Origin of the sequence: Spongisporangium articulatum, from assembly GCF_044465595.1 — a bacterium.
GTDB classification, from domain to species: Bacteria; Actinomycetota; Actinomycetes; order Actinomycetales; family Kineosporiaceae; genus Spongisporangium; species Spongisporangium articulatum.
The window spans coordinates 604,291-623,377 of the sequence record NZ_JBITLV010000003.1; the positions used below are offsets into that span (position 1 = coordinate 604,291).

Here is a 19,087-nt window from a genome sequence, read left to right on the forward strand (position 1 = left end):
GAAGCTCATATCCGGCCTCTTCCTTGATCACGCACCCGTGCGGGGAGTTCACTGAGGGCTCGGACGACCGCTCGGGGGCGAGACGCGATGCCGGATGACGACGCGACGGTGTGGGAACTGCGGGTGCACGGCGTCTCGGACACGCCCCCGGAGTCGGTGCTGCGCACCCGGCCACCGGGCGTCGACCATCTCCAGCCCGCCCCGGACGATCCGCTGCCGAAGCTCAAGCGGGTCGCCGGTGACGAGACGGTCGGCTTCTACCAGCTCGAACAGCGCCCCACGGGCGCCGACGAACGGTTCGAGGTCGAGGCGTTCAGCTGGGGGCAACTCACGTCGGGGCGTCGGATCACCGACGGCAGCACGGTGCGCGACCTGCGCCGCGCGGCGTGGAGCGTGCTGCTGCCGTTCGCGCTGCTCAACGTGGCGATGTGGGCGCGGCCGCGGGTCAGTGCGACGCCGGGCGACGAGGGCGGGTCGTTCCGGTTGGGTTTCGTCGTGCGGCTGCTGGCGCTGTCGCTCACGGGGACGATCGTGCTCACCGCGGTCGGCTTCGGGATGGACGAGCTGGCCTGGCAGTGCCGCGGCGGGTGTGGTCGCAACGTGTACGGGTTGGGGTTCCTGCAGGACGTCGAGGGCGGTCGCCTGGCCGTCGTCGGGTCGCTGCTGCCGCTGCTGGCGCTGGCGTTCATGGTGGCCGTCGTGTGGCGCACGTTCCGGTACGAGGCGAGCGTGCCGGCGCCCGGCGCCGGGCGGGTCGTGTCGGGGCAGGAGCCGGGTGAGCTGCACCCGATGGAGGACGAGAACTTCTGGCGCGGCGCCGCCCTCGTCCGGGTGCTGCGGTGGGCGCACCTGGCGGTGGCGTTGGCCGCGGTCGCGCATGCGCTGGCCGCGACGGTGTGGGCGTACCCGTCGGGCGTGGTGGACGACGCCGGGCCGGTCGGCGCGGCGGCGGCGGTCTCGATCGGGTCGGGGGTGGTGGTCGCTCTGGCGGCGGTCGCCGTCCTGCTCATGGGGCTGGCCGGGAAGTCGGGCCGGTTGACGGGCTCCGCGACCTGGGTGGGCCGCGTCGCGACGACGCTGGCCGTCGTCCTGGTGGCGGTCGGCGAGGTGGTGGCCTGGAACGGCGCCGGGCCGGCGGCCGACTGGACGGCGTCGGGCTCGTACGCGACGTACCAGGTGCGGTCGCTGCCCGGGTTCGAGGGGACGACGCGCTGGTTGTACGTCGTGCAGGGGGCGCTGCTGATCTGGTGCCTGCTCGAGAACGGTTTCGAGGCGCACGCGGCGCGCGAGGCGCTGGATCCGCAGTTGCGCGACGGGCCGGACCGGCCCGCCTGGCGGGGGCTGGGTACGACGCTGTTCGCCGGGGGCGGGTGGGCCATCGGGCTGGTGTTCAGCGCCGGGGTGCTGCTCGGCGGTTCGTGGTGGCTGAACACCGGGGACAACAAGGAGGACGTGAAGGCGGGCCTCGTGCGGGAGGCGGCCAACCACACGGCGCGCACGAGCGCGACCATGCAGTGGGCGGCGGTCGGTCTCGTGTTCGGCGCGGTGCTGGCCGTGGCGGCCGTCGGCATCGGGTTGCTGCACTGGTGGCGGTTGGTCGTGGTGGAACGCCGACGGGTCGTCGAGGCGGGCGGGTTGTCGGGGGAACACGCCCGGGTCGCGGCGGCGGTCGCGGCGCGGTGGCGGGGCCTGCACCTGTTCGACGGCTACCGCGTGTTCTCCTACATCGGCTGGCTGGCCACCGGGGCGGCGCTCGTGATGGCGTTGGGGTGGGGGCTGGGGACGGCGCAGGCCTTCAACGTGCAGGGGACGGGCACCCCGTCGAGCTGCGAGGTGCTCGACCGGGGCAAGGGGCGGGCGGCCGAGCTCTCCTGGTCGGTCGCCGCGCAGAACCCGCACGGCCCGTGCCCGTTCCTGCCGAGGAACCCGTCGAACCTCCCGGAGCACGTGGTCGTCGTGACCGGCTGGCTGTCGGACGTGGGCGGCTTCGTGGCGGTCGGGGTGCTGCTGGCCGTGGTCGCGTTGCTGAGCGGGTTGTTCCGCAAGCGGGAGGTCCGCCGGTTGTTCGGGATCGTCTGGGACGTCGTCACGTTCTGGCCGCGGGCCGCGCACCCGTTCGGGCCGCCCTGTTATGCGGAGGAGGCGGTGCCGAAACTGCTGACCCGGGTGGCGGGTCGGCCGGAGCGGCCACTCGTGCTGGCCGGGCACAGTCAGGGCGGGCTGCTGGCGGTGGCGGCGGTGCTGCGCACGCCGGACGAGCGGCGCCGGACCACCTTCCTGCTCACCTACGGCACGCAGATCACCCGGTTCTACGGGCGCGCCTTCCCCGCCTTCTTCGGGCCGGCGATGCGTGGGCGCATCGAGCAGCGTCTCACCGGCGGGCCGGACGACGAGTCGCGCCCCGACGTCCAGGCCCGGTGGCGCAGCCTGTGGCGCCCGACGGACCCGTTGGGGTGGCCGATCAGCGCCACCGCCCGCCTGACGCGCGATGACGGCGAGGTCGACGCCGACAACCGCATCGACCGCCCGGTGGTCGACCCCGCCGGGTACACGCCGGTGCCACCCGGTGAGGTGCTCGACCCGCCGGTGCGTCAGCACTCCGACTACCCGTTGTCGCCGGAGTATCTCGACGAACGGGACGCCGCGGCCGCGACCCTGCTCCGGATCGTGGGCTGACTCAGCGGAGGGTCGGCAGGAACTCGGCGAGCGCGACGTCCCAGGGGCGCATGGGCGGCAGGCCGACCTTCTCCCAGCCGGCGTTGTCGAGCACCGAGAACGCCGGGCGGGGCGCGGGGCGCGCGAAGGCCGCCGACGTCGTCCGGCGGACCCGGTCGGGTGAGGCACCCAGGCCCTCGAAGACGGCGGCCGCGAGGCCGTGCCAGGTCGTGCGCCCCGAGTTGGTGCCGTGGTAGACCCCGGGCGGGACGTCGTCCAGCACCATCTCGACGAGGCGTTCGGCGAGGTCGCGGGTCCAGGTGGGTTGGCCGTGCTGGTCGTCGACGACGTCGACGAACTCGCGTTCGGCGAGCAGGCGGGCCATGGTGCGCGGGAACGACGGGCCGTGCTCGCCGTACAGCCAGGCGGTGCGCACGATCCACGAGCCCGTGGGGAGTTCGGCGCGCACGGCCCACTCCCCCGCGGCCTTGGTGCGGCCGTAGGCGCTGCGCGGGGCCAGCGGCGCGTCGACCGCGTACGGGTCGGCGGTGAGCGGGTCGACGTCGCCACCGAAGACGTAGTCGGTGGACAGCTGGACCAGGCGGGCGCCCATCGTCGCGCAGGCCCGGGCGAGCAGCTGCGGGCCGACGGCGTTCACCGAGAACGCTTGGCTCTCTTCGGTTTCCGCGGCGTCGACGGCGGTGTGCGCGGCGCAGTTGACGACCACGACGTCGGGCCCGAGCAGCGGGGCGAGCACCTGCAGGACGTCGGCGGGTGAGGTGATGTCGAGCCCGGCGCGGTCGAGGCCCACGACCCGGTCGACGGGCACGTCGGCGGCGGTCAGCGCGGCCTGGACGTCCCGCCCGAGCATCCCGGCGGAACCCGTGACGACCCAGCGTTCGGGCACGAAACTCACTCTCGACCTGCCTTCTGCATGTGGCTCCCGATTCGTCACCCAGGCTAGCGACAGCCGGCACGCATCCGGCGGCCGTGTCGCTTCCGGCTCCCCCCGACTCTGATTCGAATCAACACGGTCGCGCCTCCAAGACCTCGGGTACGGCGCAGTTGCCCTCCACAAATCCGGCGGCCTCCGGGGCGATCATGCGCATGACCGCAACGATCTCCGTGTGTGCTTCGGCCGGCGCCAACTGTCCGGGCCGGGCGGCGTACACCGGTTCGTGATGCGCGATTCGGTTCCGCAGGGTGTTGATCCGCTGCAACATCTCGTCCACCTCCCTGCGGTCCGTGCCCTCTGGATACGCATGCCGGAGATACCGGATCCATAGCGATTGCTCCCGCGGATTGGCCGTCAGGCTGCGCCAAAAGCCCAGGGACAGTTCGGCCATGACCTTTCCGGGTGTGGCGGCACTTCCCCCACAGGCCACGATGGCGCGCTCGACGTTCGTTCGACCGCGGTGATTGATGTCGACCATGCGCCTCTGCGCGCCGCTGCCCTTCGTGCGCATGAGAGGGGTAGTGGCCGGCGAGTCCCGAGCCAGCAGCCAGTGTGTGGGGCCGGGCCAGCGCTCGGAAAGGACCGCGTCGTAAGCGTTTCTCAGGCCGACTTCGAGGTGCGCGATGTCGCGCATCAATGCCTGTCCGAGCTGGACGTTCCACTCATAGAGAAGCAGCCCGTTCCCACGGTCACCTGCGGCCGCCTGGACGTATGCGGCGAATCGCGGAGCGCCCAACCATGCTTCGACCCACGGCCCAGTCAACGTATCCCCCGTGACAAAAAGGCTGAGCCCCGGCGACATAGCCAGAGGCCATAGGTCCACACGGGGCTTCGACCAACAAGCTAGCCCGACTACAGCCAGCATGCAACCCTTCGACTCTGAGCCGTCAAGGCTTGTCTCAGAATGAGGTGCATTGCGCCGTCGATGCTGCGTTTGTGCATGATCGACAGCGAAAGGTGGGGAGGGGTCAGGCGAGGCCGGCCTTCTCCTTGAGCGGTTCCCACCAGTCGCGGCGGTCGCGGTACCACTGGACGACGTCGGCCAGGCCGGTCTCGAACGGCACCTGGGGGGCGTAACCCAACTCTTCGGAGATCTTGGCGATCGACACCGAGTAGCGGCGGTCGTGGCCCTTGCGGTCGGTCACCGGGGTCACTGCCGACCAGTCCCGGCCGGTCGCCGCCAGCAGCCGCTCGGTCAGCTCGCGGTTGGTCAGCTCGGTGCCGCCGCCGATGTTGTAGACCTCGCCACCGCGCCCGCCGGCCGCCGCCAACGCGATCCCGCGGCAGTGGTCCTCCACGTGCAGCCAGTCGCGCACGTTCAGCCCGTCCCCGTACAACGGCACGTTCTTGCCGTCGATCAGGTTGGTCACGAACAGCGGGATGACCTTCTCGGGGAACTGGTACGGCCCGTAGTTGTTCGAGCAGCGGGTGATCACCACGTCCAGCCCGTGGGTGCGCGCGTACGCCCGGGCCAGCAGGTCCGAACCGGCCTTCGACGCCGAGTACGGCGAGTTCGGCTCCAGCGGCTGCGACTCCGACCACGAGCCGGAGTCGATCGACCCGTACACCTCGTCGGTCGACACGTGCACGAACCGCCCCACGCCCGCCTGATGCGCCGCGTCGAGCAGGGTCTGCGTGCCCACCACGTTCGTCACCACGAAGTCCGCGGCCCCGGCGATCGAGCGGTCGACGTGCGACTCGGCCGCGAAGTGCACGACGAGGTCGGTGCCGCGCATCAGGTCGTCGACGAGCGGCCGGTCGAGGATGTCGCCCTGCACGAGCTCGAAGCCCGGCACATCAGAAACAGGGTCGAGATTGCGGGGGTTACCGGCATAGGTCAGCTTGTCGAGAACGGTTACCCCGGGGCTCTCGAGCCCGCGGTACCCCTCTGACAACAGATTTCGCACGAACTCCGAACCGATGAATCCGGCACCACCCGTTACAAGGATCTTCACTGGGACTCCCGATCTGGTTCGGACGACGGATGCCACGTTATCGAGCCCCTCGCGATACCCCTGCCCAGTCCAGGCCATAGCCCCCTCTTCTGGTGGGATTTTGGGGGGCAATTCGGATGGGATGTTGGCCACAGTGCCGCCGACACGGGCCGGTCCTCCTGTGACCTGATTACGGTTGGGCCATGGAGGTCAGCCCACTCAAGGTCCCCGACGCCTTTTCCTTCCGGCCGCGGCAGTTCCGCGACGACCGGGGGGCGTTCCTGGAGACCTACCGCTTCGAGCCGCTGGCCGAGGCGGTGGGACACCGGCTCGACCTCCGGCAGGCGAACCTCTCCGTGTCGCGCCGGGGCACGGTCCGCGGGCTGCACTTCGCCGACGTCCCACGCGGGCAGGCCAAGTACGTCACGTGCGTGCGGGGAGCCGTGCTGGATGTCGTGGTCGACATCCGGGTCGGCTCGCCGACGTTCGGCACGTGGGATGCCGTGCGCTTGGACGACGCCGAGCGAACGGCCGTGTACGTCGCCGAAGGATTGGGACACGGTTTCGCCGCGCTCACGGATGACGCGACGGTGATGTACCTGTGCAGCGAGGTGTACAACCCCACCGGTGAGCACGGCCTGAATCCGTTAGACCCGGGGCTCGGCATCGACTGGGGGCTTTCGGGCGACGTGGAGCCACTGCTGTCGGAGAAGGATCTGGCGGCCCCGGGTCTGCAGGCTGCCGCGGAGTCGGGTCTGCTACCCGATTACGAAACGTGCCGGGCGTTCTACGCCAGCCTGGCCGACAGCGTCGTGACCGGCTGAGGAGGACTGTCAGGTGCGCGGAATTATCCTGGCGGGCGGGTCTGGCACCCGGCTGTACCCGATCACGAAGGGCATCAGCAAGCAGCTAATGCCGATCTACGACAAGCCGATGATCTACTACCCGTTGTCGACGCTGATGATGGCCGGCATCCGCGAGGTACTCATCATCACCACTCCCGATGACGGCCCTCAGTTCCAACGTCTTCTCGGCGACGGCTCCGATCTGGGCATGCGGATCGCATACGCAGTGCAGCCCTCACCGGACGGTCTAGCTCAGGCGTTCATCATCGGCGCCGACTTCATCGGCGACCAACCCGTCGCCCTCGTGCTGGGCGACAACATCTTCTACGGAACCGGTCTCGGCACGGCGCTCGCCGACAACACCAACATCACCGGCGGGCGCATCTTCGCCTATCACGTGTCGGACCCGCAGGCCTACGGCGTCGTCGACTTCGACGCCGACGGCAGGGTCACGTCCATCGAGGAGAAGCCTGCGCAGCCGAAGAGCAACTACGCGGTGCCGGGCCTCTACTTCTACGACAATCACGTGGTGGAGATCGCCCAAAGTATTAAGCCTAGCGCCCGAGGTGAGTTGGAGATCACCGCCATCAACGACGCATACCTGCAGCGTGGTTCGCTGCGCGTCACCGTTCTTGAACGAGGCACGGCGTGGCTAGATACAGGCACTTTTGAATCCATGATGGACGCTGGCCAATTCGTCCAAGTCATCGAGGCGCGTCAGGGTAACAAGATCGGCTGTATCGAAGAGGTGGCCTGGCGCAATGGATGGATCAATAGTGAGCAGCTTCAAGAGTTAGCCGAGACGCTGCGCAAGTCTGGGTACGGGGAGTACCTCATCAATCTCACTAACTGAACAGCAGTGTAAGTAAATTTTGAGTGAACGACCGCCTTCTATCCGACAGGTCCGACATGCTACCTAGGTCACAGAAGGAAGCAACTGGGCATCGCTGCCGATGACCCTGCCTGAGCCACTAGGGTGAAGCTGCTCGCCATGGCCAGACACTGCAGCTTCTCCACCTTCTGACAGACACAAATGAACACGTATGGACATTGATGTCCGTATCGCGCGATTGATCTGAACGTCGAACGACCACTGCAACCCACGGAGCGGGCGGGGTCAACGCTCGGGAGGCATAGCACATGAGCAAGCCAAGCGATGCCCCTACGCAGACGGCCCAGCCGTCTGAGGGGCTTTCACTGGTATCCACCAAGCCCGAGATCGACCCTCTCAACTCAATCTCGGTCGTCGTGACGCATTACAAGACTCCAGAACAATTGGCTACTTGCCTGCATAGCTTGAAAGCTATAGGAGGCGTGAGTGAAGTCATCGTGTGCGACTCCGAAGCCGAAGAAGTCGCCAACTTGGCGGTACAACGTTCAGGTATGGAAGTTTCATATAGGCCATTCTCAGACAATGTCGGTTTTGCGCGTCTAGTGAATGCCGGCATAGCCGACTCTCAATCGGAGTACGTTCTTGTTATAAACGCCGACGTGCTGGTAAATAGGGACGGGTTGGAAAAGTTACTCGAGACCCTTTCCCGATCATTAGATATAGGCATTGCGGTCCCTCGCCTTCTCTATCCCAATGGGGATTTTCAAAGCAGCGTCTTCCGATTCTACAGGCCCATGACCCTCCTTTACCGGCGAACCATTCTGGGCCTCCTCCCACCGGGCCAACGCGAACTCTCACGTTTCGAGGAGCCGAGCCGCCGGGCCGCAACTTCCACGTCAGAGATGGATGTGGACTGGGCCCTTGGAGCAGCAATGCTCGTGAGGCGAAAGGCCATCACGGAAGTGGGGGCTATGGACGCCCGATACTTCTTGTATTTCGAAGATGTAGACTGGTGTCTTCGAATGTGGAAAAAAGAGTGGCGCGTGGTGTTCTCACCGGCCGCCACCTTTGTGCATAATCATGGACGCGCAAGTCGAAAGCATGGTGTGTTCGGACTGGTGAGCAACCCCTTGCTCCGGACACATCTTCGATCGGCAGCACTCTTCTTCCGATCCCACGGCCTCAAGAGATACGTATTCGCGCAGCCGTCGCCAACCCTGGACATATCGCAGGATGAGCAGCGTGCGGACAGGTAGCGCCTCAGCAGGTGAAGACAAAGACTCGCTGAAAGTAGATCCTTCGGTTATCCGAGTTCAATCAAGCTCGGCCCTCAAAGGACAGTTGGTACTACTTCTCAAGTTCGCTCTCATCCCTGCGATCGGTATTGCGGGGCCGTTCCTGGTTTACCCAGCCATCACGCGTCACTTCGGCGCCCCTGGTCTGTCGAGCATCGCCATTGGACAAGCAGTCGGGGTCTTTGCATCGTCTCTGGTGGAGCTAGGCTGGGGCCTCAATGGCCCACGCAAGGCCGCATCCGCTTCTCGCGGTAATACAAGAGAGTTGGTATCGCTTGCAATCGCGACCACCTTTTCGACCTTCGTTCCAGTCTCCACTATTGCTGCGGCCATCAGTTACCAAGTCGCGCCCGCTTACCCCTTAGCCGCAGCTTTGACCGCGGTTGCAACAGCCTTGGCCGGGACGTCTCTGAATTGGTACTTTATTGGCACCGGGCAACCATCCCTCATATTCCTCACGGATGCCCTTCCACGGGTGATCGCAGCGGCAGCTAGCTACGGCGCATTCTACGCAGGAGCACCTCTTATCGCATTTCCCATATTGCTTTCCGTTCTATCCGTTATCGGTCTAATCCTAGCGATTAGAATGACTGGGGTTGGAGACCAACACCGAGGTGCCCTACGACCACGGGCCATCGCGCTTGAGATCCGACAGCGATTATCAATTACATTCGGACGCTCGTTCTCCCTCGTCTATCTCAGCCTACCTATTGTTGTGGTTGGGATTGTAAGACCTTCAGATGTTGCCACGTATGCAGCTACCGATCGCCTCTTGCGATTGGGGCTGCTGCTCCTGGTAGCTGTTCCCAATTCACTGCAGAAATGGCTCTCCGATGTAAAGGGTGAACAGCTACGCAGACGCTTGGTCTTGGCCCTTCAGGCAAATGTAATCCTCGGGCTACTAGCGGGGAGCATATTGTACCTCTTCGGCCGGATAGGTGCAGAACTGCTCTTTTCTGGCGTAGCCACACCCTCAAAGCTTCAGCTCGCGATTGGCGGGCTCTTGGCATTTCTGACCTGCGCCTCGCGAGCGACAGGGGGACTCTGTCTCGTTCACCTTGGTCGCGAGAAATGGGTTGGCTACTCCGCTATCGTAGGCGCACTGACGGGAGTTCCCACCCTATTTCTTTCATCGAGTGCATGGGGAGCGACAGGAGCTCTTGTCGCGGTCCTCATAACTGAGACTCTTGTTCTCCTGATCCAGGCCGTTGCGCTCATCGCTGTCTGGAATAGTTCCCCTCGTCTACATCCCAAGCTTTCCAGAACAATCGCTCGTCCTGCACGCGATCTTGGGGGCCAATAGGATGGCAACATGGGAGGCCGATAAAGTGGCGGGGACACGGATCCTGCGCCGGCTGCCAGCCCGTGGAACTTCTCCGGCAACGGCGTTGGCCGCTCGCCCTATCCTATTTGCACTCGCAACGCTTAGCATTGCGCTGTGGGTGAGTTTGCCAGCCACTAAAGCGATGCTGGGATTCGGAGGAAGACGTTGGGGGGAAGTGGTCGTATGGCAGCAACTGCTTATAATTGCCACAGCTAGCATTGGGATGTCGATTGCGACTGCAGCTCGACGCTTCAACCTGCCGTTGGCCGTCTTTTGGGCATGGGTCCTTGTCTTCATGGGATTGGCGCCGGCTTATCAACTTTCACAGGATGCCTTTCCGTGGTTGGCGGAATTGCCCAGTACAGTAGTGTCCGCGTCTCAGCGTCTCGTCCTCATTGGATGCGCAGCCTCCGCTGCAGCGTGCTGGGCAATTGGGAAACGCCAACTAAGGCCCAAAGAGCACGAGTTGAACCTGCCAGTGGCAGCGCCCAGAAATATTGATCTTGGCCAGACGCTCAAACGAATCTCTTACGGGTATTCGTTTATAACAACAGGATTTATTGCCCTGATGGGCGGTAGCCTTTTTCACGCTCGGGCCGATTTTCGACAGCAAGTGTTGGCGATCGCTCAGTTGCCTCTGGGCGGCACAATGTATTTTATTGTTACGGCTGGCGCGATTCTAGTGCCGTCACTTATGATTGTCGCGTGGCGATTTGGAATCGTCAGTGAGCGTCTAACTGTCGCGGCCCCGCTCATCACTGCTGGGATTGCCACGAATCCACTCCTCGGCTCACGGTTTCTTACGGGGAGCTTCCTGGTATCTGTTGGCGCGGCCGCGCTAGGACGCCACGCTTTATCGCGCTTGCTGCCCGCGGCCAGCGTCGTATTGCTCGTCGTGCTTTTTCCGAGCCTGGACACTCTACGCGGCGACGGGACTGGGTCTCAGAAGGTTCAAATAGTCGCTGCCGACGAATCATTGACCACCTACAATTTCGACGCATTCGAAATGCTGATGCGCGAACAGTCACTGTCGTCTAGCGATCGGTCTCAACTTCCAAGTTCACTGAAGCTCGCCATCGCTCCCGTTGTTCGCTGGGTTCCTCTGTTAGCTCGCCCATACATAGGCTTGGCCGGTGGCGCTGTGGTCGCCGACGCCACGGGAATGCAATACACAAATGTGAGCATGCCTCTATGGGGCGAAGGAGACCTATTAGCGGGCATTCCGGGTACGATCGTTCTAATGGCGGGTCTGGGAGCCTGGTTCGGTGTTGCTTCTCGTCCCACTTTGCAGCTCCAGGGAGAATCGGCCCTACCTTCTGAATTGACGGCACCGGCAACGGCGGCATTGCTATTTATCGTGCTGCGCGGTTCGCTGTATGAGGTCTTAGGGTATCTCTTGTTGGTTATCGCCGTCTACCGGCTTAGCAATCGACGCCTGTCGAAGATGGCTGTAAGTCCGGCCGATCCGACACTTTCCAGTCCGACCAAGGGGTAGAAACGACTTTGACGAAACCTGACGCGGCACCAATGACAATTGCATTCTATCTGCCCCAATTCCATGCCATTCCAGAGAACGACGACTGGTGGGGCGCTGGTTTCACTGAGTGGACCAACGTAAAGCGAGCAGTACCAGCATATAGGGGTCACGTTCAGCCGAACGAACCGGCGACTCCCTTTGGAGAGTACAACCTCCTCGACCCCAGCGTTGTCGAGTGGCAGACCAAGATCGCCATGGAGAACGGGATTGACGCATTCTGCTATTACCACTACTGGTTCGCTGGAGTGCGCCTTCTCGAGCAGCCTCTTGACAACTATCTAGAATCGCAAATTTCCATGCCCTTCGCCATCTGCTGGGCGAACGAGAACTGGTCTCGGCGCTGGGACGGCAAGAATCATGAGATTCTCATGGCCCAAGACTACGACAACGAGACACCAAGAAGGGTGTTCGAATCTTTTGTGCCCTATCTTAGTGATTCCCGCTACGTCCGTCGCGACAACAAATGCGTCCTACTTGTCCATCGAGTAGATCATCTTCCGGACGCAAAGCACTACGCAAGCGAGTGGCGTAGGTTGGCTCACGAACACAACATCGGTGAGCTATGGCTGGTCGCCTCAGAAACATCACCGGGTCTTGACCCCCGCGATTTTGGCTTTGACGCAGCTGCAGAGTTCCCTCCTGTTGGAGATAACACGATCGCGTCGGCCCTTCTGCATCCTCCCAATTCGCTTAACCCAGATTTCCGCGGTCGCCTGATGTCGTATTCGCGTCTTGCGAGATGGTACGAAAATCGTTCGACGCCGCCGTTTCCTCGTCATAGAGGTCTAGTTCCGCGCTGGGATAATTCCCCGAGGCGTATGCTGAAAGCGACGCTATTCCATGGATCCACCCCCGAGCGATACGGACTTTGGCTGACCCGCGCTCGGCGTGATGAACAGGAGCAGCGTCCTGGAACCGGGTTGGTCTTCGTCAACGCCTGGAACGAATGGGCTGAAGGAGCATACCTAGAGCCGGATCATCAGTACGGTGACGCCTACCTTCGTGCTTCGAATTGGAATATTCATGTAGAGTCGAACTTCCGCCATCCTAGAGTGTCTCACCCCTTTATCGCCCACCTTAGTTGGGCCTTTGCGCAGAGCCTGCTTCAAGCGGTGGCCTCCACCGTGAAGAACTTTGCCAAGCATTGCCAGCGCAAGTTGGTCAGGTAGATCGACTCAGATGCATACCCAGGACGGGCTCGGCCGGCCGCAGTTCGACAGAGTGGCGGCAATATTGGTGAACTGGAATTCAGCTGACGACTGCTTACGCTGCTCAAAAGGCATACTTGAGCTCTATCCGGATATCAAGGTTGTCGTAGTGGATAACGGTTCTGAACTTGACGATCTTAAACGTCTAGAATCGGAGTTGCCGACACAGGTTGAACTGATTGCCCGCGCAAGCAACGACGGCTATGGAGTTGGAATCAACGCCGGACTTGAGCACGCACACGTCCTTGGCGCTCACTGGGCCTGGCTGACCAATCCAGATTCGACCGTCGGCGCCGGCTCGTTGGAAGAACTACTTCTTCTTGCGGATGGATCTGTTGCTGTAGGTCCAAGGCAGACAACTACCAGCGTCGATGGTAGGAGGAAGGTGTACGCAAGCGCCGCTCGGCTCGTTGGGTCCAGGGTGGTGCCGGTGGTTTGCGATGGCACATGCTCTGCTGGTTATCACGACGTGGACGTCCTAACGGGGACGGGCCTACTTATCGGCGTTGGGGCCGCCCTCCAGGCGGGCCTCATGAACAGCCAATTCTTTCACTACAAGGAAGAGTTCGAGTTTCTGGAACGACTCCGCCGCCTCGGGAAAGTACGATTGGCCTGTCGCGCTGAGGTGTGGCATGAACGTGGCGGCTCCTTGGCTCACGGGTCACCATTGGCAAGTTTCTATAAGATCCGTAACGAGCTTCTCTACCTGAATCTACGCGGATACAGGTGGTATTCGCCAAGACTACTGCGTTTCACTATGCTGACACTACTGGGATTCGCCCTAGGGCGCGGCGCTGGTTTCAGAGTTCGTGTGCTGGCCCTGTGGGCTGGGATGCGAAAAGAGGGAGGCCGTTACAGTGGCTCCCTCCCGGGCGCGAGGGGCGAGGCAAGGTGAAGTTGGTCTTAGTTGGTCATTCCAGCGGACTACTTGGTGCTGAGCGTTCTCTACTGGAGATCGCGCAAGGTGCTGTGATGGACGGAAATGAAGTTGCCGTTCTGATTCCAAACGTGGGGCCCTTGCAAGACTTACTCCACGAAGCTGGCGCCAAAACGTACCTCGCGCCGGCATTTTCCTGGATGGGGCCTAAGCACCATCTTTTTCCGCTGGGTCTTGCCCGCTATTGTCAAGCGCGCCTGAGCGTGAACCGCATTTCTTGTCTACTACGGGAACTGGATCCTGACGTTGTCGTGACTAATACATCTATTCTCCCCGCCGCCGCAATGGCGGCGAGGTCGTTGGCGATCCCGCATGTCTGGATCGTCAGGGAATCTTTGGCGACTAACAGGCAGCTACGCTCCGGCCTCTCGAAGCGATTCATATCAAGAACTATCTTTGAAAACTCGATAGCAATATGCTGCATCAGCAATTTCGTATCTAGACAGCTTTTGGACCTCTTCCCTGGCGATCCGAGGCGCATTCACCTTGTGTCGCCTCGACCAATGGATTCAGTCGATCGGGCTGGCCGTTCGATTAGATTATCACCTCCACTTAAGTTGCTGCTCCCGGGCTTCTTTTCCTTTGAGAAGGGTCAATACCGGGCGATCCGCGCTCTCGCCGTAAGTCGACGGGCGGGGACGAACGCCGTCTTAGAGTTGGTCGGAACCGGGTCCTGGCTTCAGCTTTTTTGGTTAAGAGCCACCGCCATCTTGCTTGGAGTTCGGAGAAGTGTCCGTTTCAATGGGTGGCAGCGAGACATGGCGAGCCGCTATAGGCAGGCGGACATGGCGCTCATGACTTCCGGCAACGAGGCCTACGGCCGCACGACTGCTGAGGCCCTCGGCTTCGGTATTCCTGTTATTGGTGTGAACTCCGGCGCGACTCCAGAAGTTCTTCGACATGGCGGCGGCGTCTTAGCCGCCGCCACAATCACTGGCCTCGCAGATGCGATAACGCGGTGCGCAAACATGAGCGAGGATGAGCGGCGATTGCTCGCGGACGAAGCGCGGGCGGCTGGGGCGCAACTCGCCTCCACCCCTAGTCAATACGATCAACTGCGGTCGGTGCTGAAAGAGGTCCGCCGATCTGACTCAGCTGCGTAACTGTTCGTAGGCGCAGTAATACCCCTGTGGTCCGGTTTCGCCGGGATTCCATGACGTGCATGTTGCTGGGCTGTGAGCTACGGCAATTGGTGTCGTGCCCGCTGAGGGAGGGGGGTACCCTGGGACGCAGCATGCGTAGCGTTCCGCTGCGACCGCCCGCCTACGTTGGAGCGATGTGAACCTCAAGCTCTTGAGTGTGGTCCAGCGCCAGTGGTATGTGGTCCTACTGAGTTTGTCTATGATGCTCGCACTTGCCGCTGCTTTTACGTCTACTCGCGTTCCCATGTATGTCGCAAGCACAACCCTTTTTGTGTCCGTCAGTGGTGAGGACGCTAATGCCGCTTCCCTTCAGCAGGGTTCCACCTTTACCCAGCAGCGCGTAAAGTCTTACGCCAGCTTAATCGATAGTCCCGCCGTCCTCGACAGAGTCGTTGCAGAACTGGGGCTCCCTTACTCAACAACAGAGTTGAACGAGGAGCTTTCTGCGGACAGCCCTATAGGAACGACTATTCTTGTAATAACGGTTCGGGACAGGAGTGCCTCACGTGCCGCCAATATCGCAAATGCTTTCGCGCCAGCGTTTTCGGAATTTATTCGAAAGATCGAGACCCCCGCGCAGCCTGACGCCGTCTCACCAGTCCTTGTCTCAGTGACCAAAGCTGCAACACCTGCCACGGCTCCCGTTTCGCCGAATGTCACACTAAACCTGTTGGCAGGGGCCGTCGTAGGACTCATCCTTGGGCTTGCGCTGGCCACGTTCCGAGATCAATTGAACACAACGATATCCAACCCAAACGACATCGAGCAGGTGACTGACGGTATCCCGCTTGGGGTCGTTCCGTTTGATCGCCTGACTGCTCAGCAACCTCTCGTCCAGTCCGGCGACCAGGGGGGTCGTGCCGAGGCGTTCCGCACGCTGCGAACGAACCTGCAGTTCACGAATGTCGACGACCCACCGCGCGTCATCGTCGTCACGTCGGCGCTGCCCGACGAGGGCAAGAGCACGACGTCCGCGAATATCGCCCTCACCCTGGCGCTGAGCGGCGCCAGCGTCGCGCTCGTCGAGGCCGACCTGCGCAAGCCGGCAATGAGTAAGTACCTCGGCGTCAGCAGCGGCGCCGGGCTGACCAATGTGCTCGCGGGCCAGTACGACCTGCGCGAGGTGCTCGTGCCGTACGGCCAGGAGAACCTCGCACTGCTGCCGTCGGGTCCGAAGCCGCCCAACCCGTCGGAACTTCTGGGCTCGGCGCACATGAGCAGCCTGCTCGAGACGCTCAGCACTCACTTCGACTACGTCATCATCGACGCCCCTCCCCTGCTGCCCGTCACCGACGCGGCGATCGTGGCGGCCATGGCCGACGGCGCGCTCGTCGTCGTCCGGCACGGCAAGACAACGCGTGAAGGGCTCGACCGCGCCGTCCAGTCGCTGAAAGCGGTCAACGCCAAGCTGCTCGGAACCGTGCTCAACTTCGCCCCCCGCAAGAAGCGCGGCGGCGGATACGACGGGTACGGCTACGGCTACGGGTACGGCACGCCCGTCGACCCGAATCAGTTCCGGCAGAGCACCATGAAGCCCGCCGCCGGTGGTCTGGCCGCGATCCGCCAGAGCGGGCCGGCGCCCAAGAACGGTTACCCGTCGCCCGTGGACGCCACCTCGCAATTCCGGGTTGACGGCGGCGACCCGAACGGAGCCCACCAGCCATCACACGGGCAGGAGACCCGGCGCGGAGCCTAGTTCGGCACCGCCAACCAGACGTGACAGGGACTAACGGCGCCAGCGTGGCTGACCCGGCCCCTTGCATGTGTAGGTCTTGCCGTTCTTGCCGATCCTGACTGCGCCCGCCGGCTTGCAGAAGGCGCCTGGTGTGACGCCAGCGGAAGTCGATCCGCCACCGCTCGATCCGCCGGACCCACCCGAACCACCGGAACCCGATCCTTGGGATCGGGCCGCCTCTTGCGCCTTTCGCTCGGCTTCCGCCCTGCGCTTCTCTTCATTGGCGACCCTGGCGCGAGTTCCGGCCTTCTGTTCGGCAGTACAGATGTAGGCGTTGCCGTAGTTGAGCAGGTCCCGCGCGGCCGACGACGACAGCCGTGCGCTGGCGACCGTCATCGTCTTGCGGGTATAGGCAATCACCTGGGCGCTTGTGCGGGTGACCTTGGCCGAGTAGGCGCACACCCGCTTGGTCTGGCTGATGGTGCGAGAAGGGTCTTCGGCGAAGGCGGGGTCGAGCGCGGTGATCTGCTTGATATAGCCGCGCTGCAGCGCCGTGAGTTCGACAGTTGGCGACGGCGTCGACGTGGATATGGCAGCGGCCGGACGAAGCGCGCCGTCCTGTGCGGAGGAACCGTAGGCGGAACAACCCGCGAGCAGGAAGATGCCGATCGCTGCAGCGCCCACACTCTGGAGTCGAAGGGGCGGCCCGGACGATTGCTGCCTAGATGGGCCGTGAAACGGTGCTCGTCGTTGAGCGTCCATGATTCGTCCTCCCGTGACAGAGGACGATCCTGCCAGGAGGGCGAGCCCAAGATCCGGTGAATCGGCGCAGTGAAGCGTCTCAGCTGTTCTCCACTGACGGACATCCCGAACATCGCAACCACGACCCAGCCGTAGCCGCCGCGATAACTGGGATCCGACCTGCCGCCGGTGGCCGCTCGGGACAGCATCGAACGGCGCTCAACCGCGTCAGGCTCAGTCCTTCGCCGTCGAGAGCGTGGTTACGACCGCTGAGAGCAGCCTGCCCGGGGTCTCGGTTACGAAACTGGCCCCGGCTGCCACAAGTTCCGCGGTCGGGATGTCTGGAGCAAGCGTGTAGACAACGATGGGGATCTTGGGAAACCGAGTCTTGGTCTGTTCGAGGAAGACAGCACCGGCTACCGAGTCGTTTGGCCGGCCGAGATCAGTAATCACTAGACCGTATTGCTCGGCGCCAAGGTACTGCCATGCGGCCCGGCTGCTGGTTGCTTTCGTTACTGGCAGCCCCAGCCGCTCCAAGGCCAGAGTCTCGTACACGTTGCCGTCCGGGTTGTCGTCCACCCACAAGATCCGTCGGAGCGGAAGTGCGTTGGGCAGCTTCGGCGCCGGGCTCACCGGAGCCGATGGCCCGCGAGCCTCGTTCGCACGTTTCAGCTCCGCTTCCATCTCCGATTGCTGGGCGGGACTGAGCTGAAGTTCTGACTTGAAGAGGTCCCCGACCGAAATCTTCCACGTGCCAGACCCTCTGGCACTGATGGTTCGCCACAGGAGCAGTCCAACGACCGCGATCACGGCGAGGCCGAGTATGAGGACGACGGTTTGATTGCTCATGACACCCCCGCCTTTCCTGACCCTCCCGTTGCCACTTGCACGGCAACGTCAAGCGGCGTGCGCGCGAGGGGTGACATCTCCCGGCGATCTTGCTCGCTCGCGACCGCCTCCCGAAGCCGACCCCGACCGTAGCTGTCGGCGGCGATCATCGATATTGCCAGCATGTCCATGTCCACCACGTCGACCGGCGCGGCCGCATTCCGCCACAGGTACGAGTTCACTCGCGCCAGCTCGACGGATACCGCGTAGCGGTTACCCATGGCGGCGAGCGTACGTGCGACGGTTCGGACGCCGTCGCGATCGCGACCTAAGAGCGCCGCGCCCATGGCCCAATAGTCGCGTAACGGGACGCCAAGCGCACCAACCGGGGCGGTCCCGAGCCGCCCCGACGGATCGGCCGCTATCCGATCGAGAACGAAATCATGCGAGAGTTCAAGCCCGTCCCATCCCGCCAGCGCGAGGAACGCGTAGGCCTGCTGTTGGGGGTGCCGGAGCGGCGACGGAACGGATACCTCGAACTGGGCGAGGCCGAGCGCCGTTGCGAGCTGCTCGAGGTGTTCCCGCTGTACGGGAGCCTCCGGCGACGTACGCCATCGTCGACCCGCGACGCTGAGGAACCAACCGAACGCCTGCCCAGTGGCGGTATAGAGCGTCGCGGCCTTCGCCATCAGCCCTGGCAACCGGGGATCCTCCAGGATCGCGGCCCACTGGCTCGCCTCACGGTACGCCGAAGCACCGTCTGTGGCCGTCCTCCAGAACGTCTCGCTGCCCGGTTCCATCTCTGCAAGCTCGGCCTCACACAAACGGCCGTAGCCTTCAAGGAAGCTCACTGCGGCGGCAGCCCGCTGCGGTTCGATGCCAAGTTCGGGCAGGTGGTCGTTCGCGGCCACGTCAAATCAGCTCTCGAACGTTACTCAACACGTCTGGCTCGCTGAAGCCGCGAGCATTTGGATAAGTCCATCGACGCTTGAGCGCTCCGGTTCTGGGATCCTGCGTCCATTTCTCGCAGTCGCGTATCTGGTTGGCGGGCAAATTCACCTTGGCGAGAATCTCTCCCTCCGTCGAGACTGTCCGATTTCCGGTGTAACCGGGTCTGACGGTTTCAGTTGGTGGTGCTCGGTGTGAGCCGTCCTTCGAAGGTGATCGCGAAGGCGTTGA

At 63.1% G+C, this 19,087-nt stretch carries 15 protein-coding genes and 1 pseudogene; 10 read left to right on the forward strand and 6 right to left on the reverse strand.

The annotated features are described in order from the left end of the window. The first annotated feature begins 87 nt into the window (after nucleotides 1–87). Nucleotides 88–2,676, forward strand: a complete 2,589-nt coding sequence (locus ACIB24_RS12410; protein ID WP_398280344.1) for a hypothetical protein — start codon at nucleotides 88–90, stop codon at nucleotides 2,674–2,676. A gap of 1 nt (nucleotide 2,677) precedes the next feature. Here ACIB24_RS12410 and rfbD read toward each other — a convergent pair whose 3' ends face one another. From rfbD to rfbB, 3 genes are all read right to left on the reverse strand, one after another. After that, the gene (gene rfbD / locus ACIB24_RS12415; protein ID WP_398280347.1) at nucleotides 2,678–3,562 is read right to left on the reverse strand and encodes a dTDP-4-dehydrorhamnose reductase; all 885 of its coding nucleotides are present in this window, start codon (nucleotides 3,560–3,562) and stop codon (nucleotides 2,678–2,680) included. Nucleotides 3,563–3,680: 118 nt separating this feature from the next. After that, a complete protein-coding gene (locus tag ACIB24_RS12420; protein WP_398280350.1) occupies nucleotides 3,681–4,412 on the reverse strand; it encodes a hypothetical protein in 732 nt (243 codons plus the stop codon). Between the two features lie 166 nt (nucleotides 4,413–4,578). Then, entirely contained in the window at nucleotides 4,579–5,565 is a 987-nt protein-coding gene (gene rfbB / locus ACIB24_RS12425; protein WP_398280353.1) for a dTDP-glucose 4,6-dehydratase, read from the reverse strand. A 182-nt stretch (nucleotides 5,566–5,747) separates the two neighbouring features. Here rfbB and rfbC point away from each other — a divergent pair, with 182 nt between their 5' ends. The 9 genes and pseudogenes from rfbC to ACIB24_RS12470 all read left to right on the forward strand — a co-directional run bounded on the left by rfbC (nucleotide 5,748) and on the right by ACIB24_RS12470 (nucleotide 16,360). Then, on the forward strand, nucleotides 5,748–6,368 hold the full coding sequence (gene rfbC / locus ACIB24_RS12430; protein ID WP_398280356.1) for a dTDP-4-dehydrorhamnose 3,5-epimerase: 621 nt from the start codon (nucleotides 5,748–5,750) through the stop codon (nucleotides 6,366–6,368). A 13-nt stretch (nucleotides 6,369–6,381) separates the two neighbouring features. Continuing rightward, nucleotides 6,382–7,242 (forward strand): glucose-1-phosphate thymidylyltransferase RfbA, encoded by an 861-nt coding sequence (gene rfbA / locus ACIB24_RS12435; RefSeq protein WP_398280359.1) that lies wholly within the window; start codon nucleotides 6,382–6,384, stop codon nucleotides 7,240–7,242. Between the two features lie 287 nt (nucleotides 7,243–7,529). Next, nucleotides 7,530–8,477: a glycosyltransferase family 2 protein gene (locus ACIB24_RS12440; RefSeq protein WP_398280362.1), complete on the forward strand. Its 948-nt coding sequence runs from the start codon at nucleotides 7,530–7,532 to the stop codon at nucleotides 8,475–8,477. Nucleotides 8,478–10,063: 1,586 nt separating this feature from the next. After that, nucleotides 10,064–11,335 carry a hypothetical protein gene (locus ACIB24_RS12445; RefSeq protein ID WP_398280365.1) on the forward strand — a complete coding sequence of 424 codons (1,272 nt, stop codon included), beginning with the start codon at nucleotides 10,064–10,066 and terminating at the stop codon, nucleotides 11,333–11,335. Between the two features lie 32 nt (nucleotides 11,336–11,367). Then, on the forward strand, nucleotides 11,368–12,546 hold the full coding sequence (locus tag ACIB24_RS12450) for a glycoside hydrolase family 99-like domain-containing protein (RefSeq protein WP_398280368.1): 1,179 nt from the start codon (nucleotides 11,368–11,370) through the stop codon (nucleotides 12,544–12,546). 10 nt (nucleotides 12,547–12,556) lie between these two features. Continuing rightward, nucleotides 12,557–13,480, forward strand: a complete 924-nt coding sequence (locus ACIB24_RS12455) for a glycosyltransferase family 2 protein (RefSeq protein ID WP_398280371.1) — start codon at nucleotides 12,557–12,559, stop codon at nucleotides 13,478–13,480. Next, entirely contained in the window at nucleotides 13,477–14,625 is a 1,149-nt protein-coding gene (locus ACIB24_RS12460) for a glycosyltransferase family 4 protein (protein ID WP_398280374.1), read from the forward strand. The genes ACIB24_RS12455 and ACIB24_RS12460 overlap by 4 nt, the downstream gene beginning before the upstream one ends. 196 nt (nucleotides 14,626–14,821) lie before the next feature. Further along, nucleotides 14,822–15,055: pseudogene (locus ACIB24_RS12465) on the forward strand (Wzz/FepE/Etk N-terminal domain-containing protein); the annotation flags it as partial. Nucleotides 15,056–15,433: 378 nt separating this feature from the next. Then, nucleotides 15,434–16,360, forward strand: a complete 927-nt coding sequence (locus ACIB24_RS12470; RefSeq protein ID WP_398280444.1) for a CpsD/CapB family tyrosine-protein kinase — start codon at nucleotides 15,434–15,436, stop codon at nucleotides 16,358–16,360. Between the two features lie 30 nt (nucleotides 16,361–16,390). Here ACIB24_RS12470 and ACIB24_RS12475 read toward each other — a convergent pair whose 3' ends face one another. From ACIB24_RS12475 to ACIB24_RS12485, 3 genes are all read right to left on the reverse strand, one after another. After that, nucleotides 16,391–17,023, reverse strand: a complete 633-nt coding sequence (locus ACIB24_RS12475; protein ID WP_398280376.1) for a hypothetical protein — start codon at nucleotides 17,021–17,023, stop codon at nucleotides 16,391–16,393. Between the two features lie 291 nt (nucleotides 17,024–17,314). Continuing rightward, on the reverse strand, nucleotides 17,315–17,929 hold the full coding sequence (locus ACIB24_RS12480; protein WP_398280378.1) for a response regulator: 615 nt from the start codon (nucleotides 17,927–17,929) through the stop codon (nucleotides 17,315–17,317). Then, nucleotides 17,926–18,819, reverse strand: coding sequence for a hypothetical protein (locus ACIB24_RS12485; RefSeq protein ID WP_398280381.1), 894 nt, complete (start codon nucleotides 18,817–18,819; stop codon nucleotides 17,926–17,928). Before ACIB24_RS12485 ends, ACIB24_RS12480 begins: the two co-directional genes overlap by 4 nt. Nucleotides 18,820–19,087 lie beyond the last annotated feature (268 nt).

Excerpts from the sequence above, each read along its gene's own strand:
- ACIB24_RS12410 (WP_398280344.1), top strand. The coding sequence starts at position 88 with ATGCCGGATGACGACGCGACGGTGTGGGAACTGCGGGTGCACGGCGTC.
- ACIB24_RS12420 (WP_398280350.1), bottom strand. The coding sequence starts at position 4,412 with ATGTCGCCGGGGCTCAGCCTTTTTGTCACGGGGGATACGTTGACTGGG.
- rfbC (WP_398280356.1), top strand. The coding sequence starts at position 5,748 with ATGGAGGTCAGCCCACTCAAGGTCCCCGACGCCTTTTCCTTCCGGCCG.
- ACIB24_RS12440 (WP_398280362.1), top strand. The coding sequence starts at position 7,530 with ATGAGCAAGCCAAGCGATGCCCCTACGCAGACGGCCCAGCCGTCTGAG.
- ACIB24_RS12445 (WP_398280365.1), top strand. The coding sequence starts at position 10,064 with ATGTCGATTGCGACTGCAGCTCGACGCTTCAACCTGCCGTTGGCCGTC.
- ACIB24_RS12450 (WP_398280368.1), top strand. The coding sequence starts at position 11,368 with ATGACAATTGCATTCTATCTGCCCCAATTCCATGCCATTCCAGAGAAC.
- ACIB24_RS12455 (WP_398280371.1), top strand. The coding sequence starts at position 12,557 with ATGCATACCCAGGACGGGCTCGGCCGGCCGCAGTTCGACAGAGTGGCG.
- ACIB24_RS12480 (WP_398280378.1), bottom strand. The coding sequence starts at position 17,929 with ATGAGCAATCAAACCGTCGTCCTCATACTCGGCCTCGCCGTGATCGCG.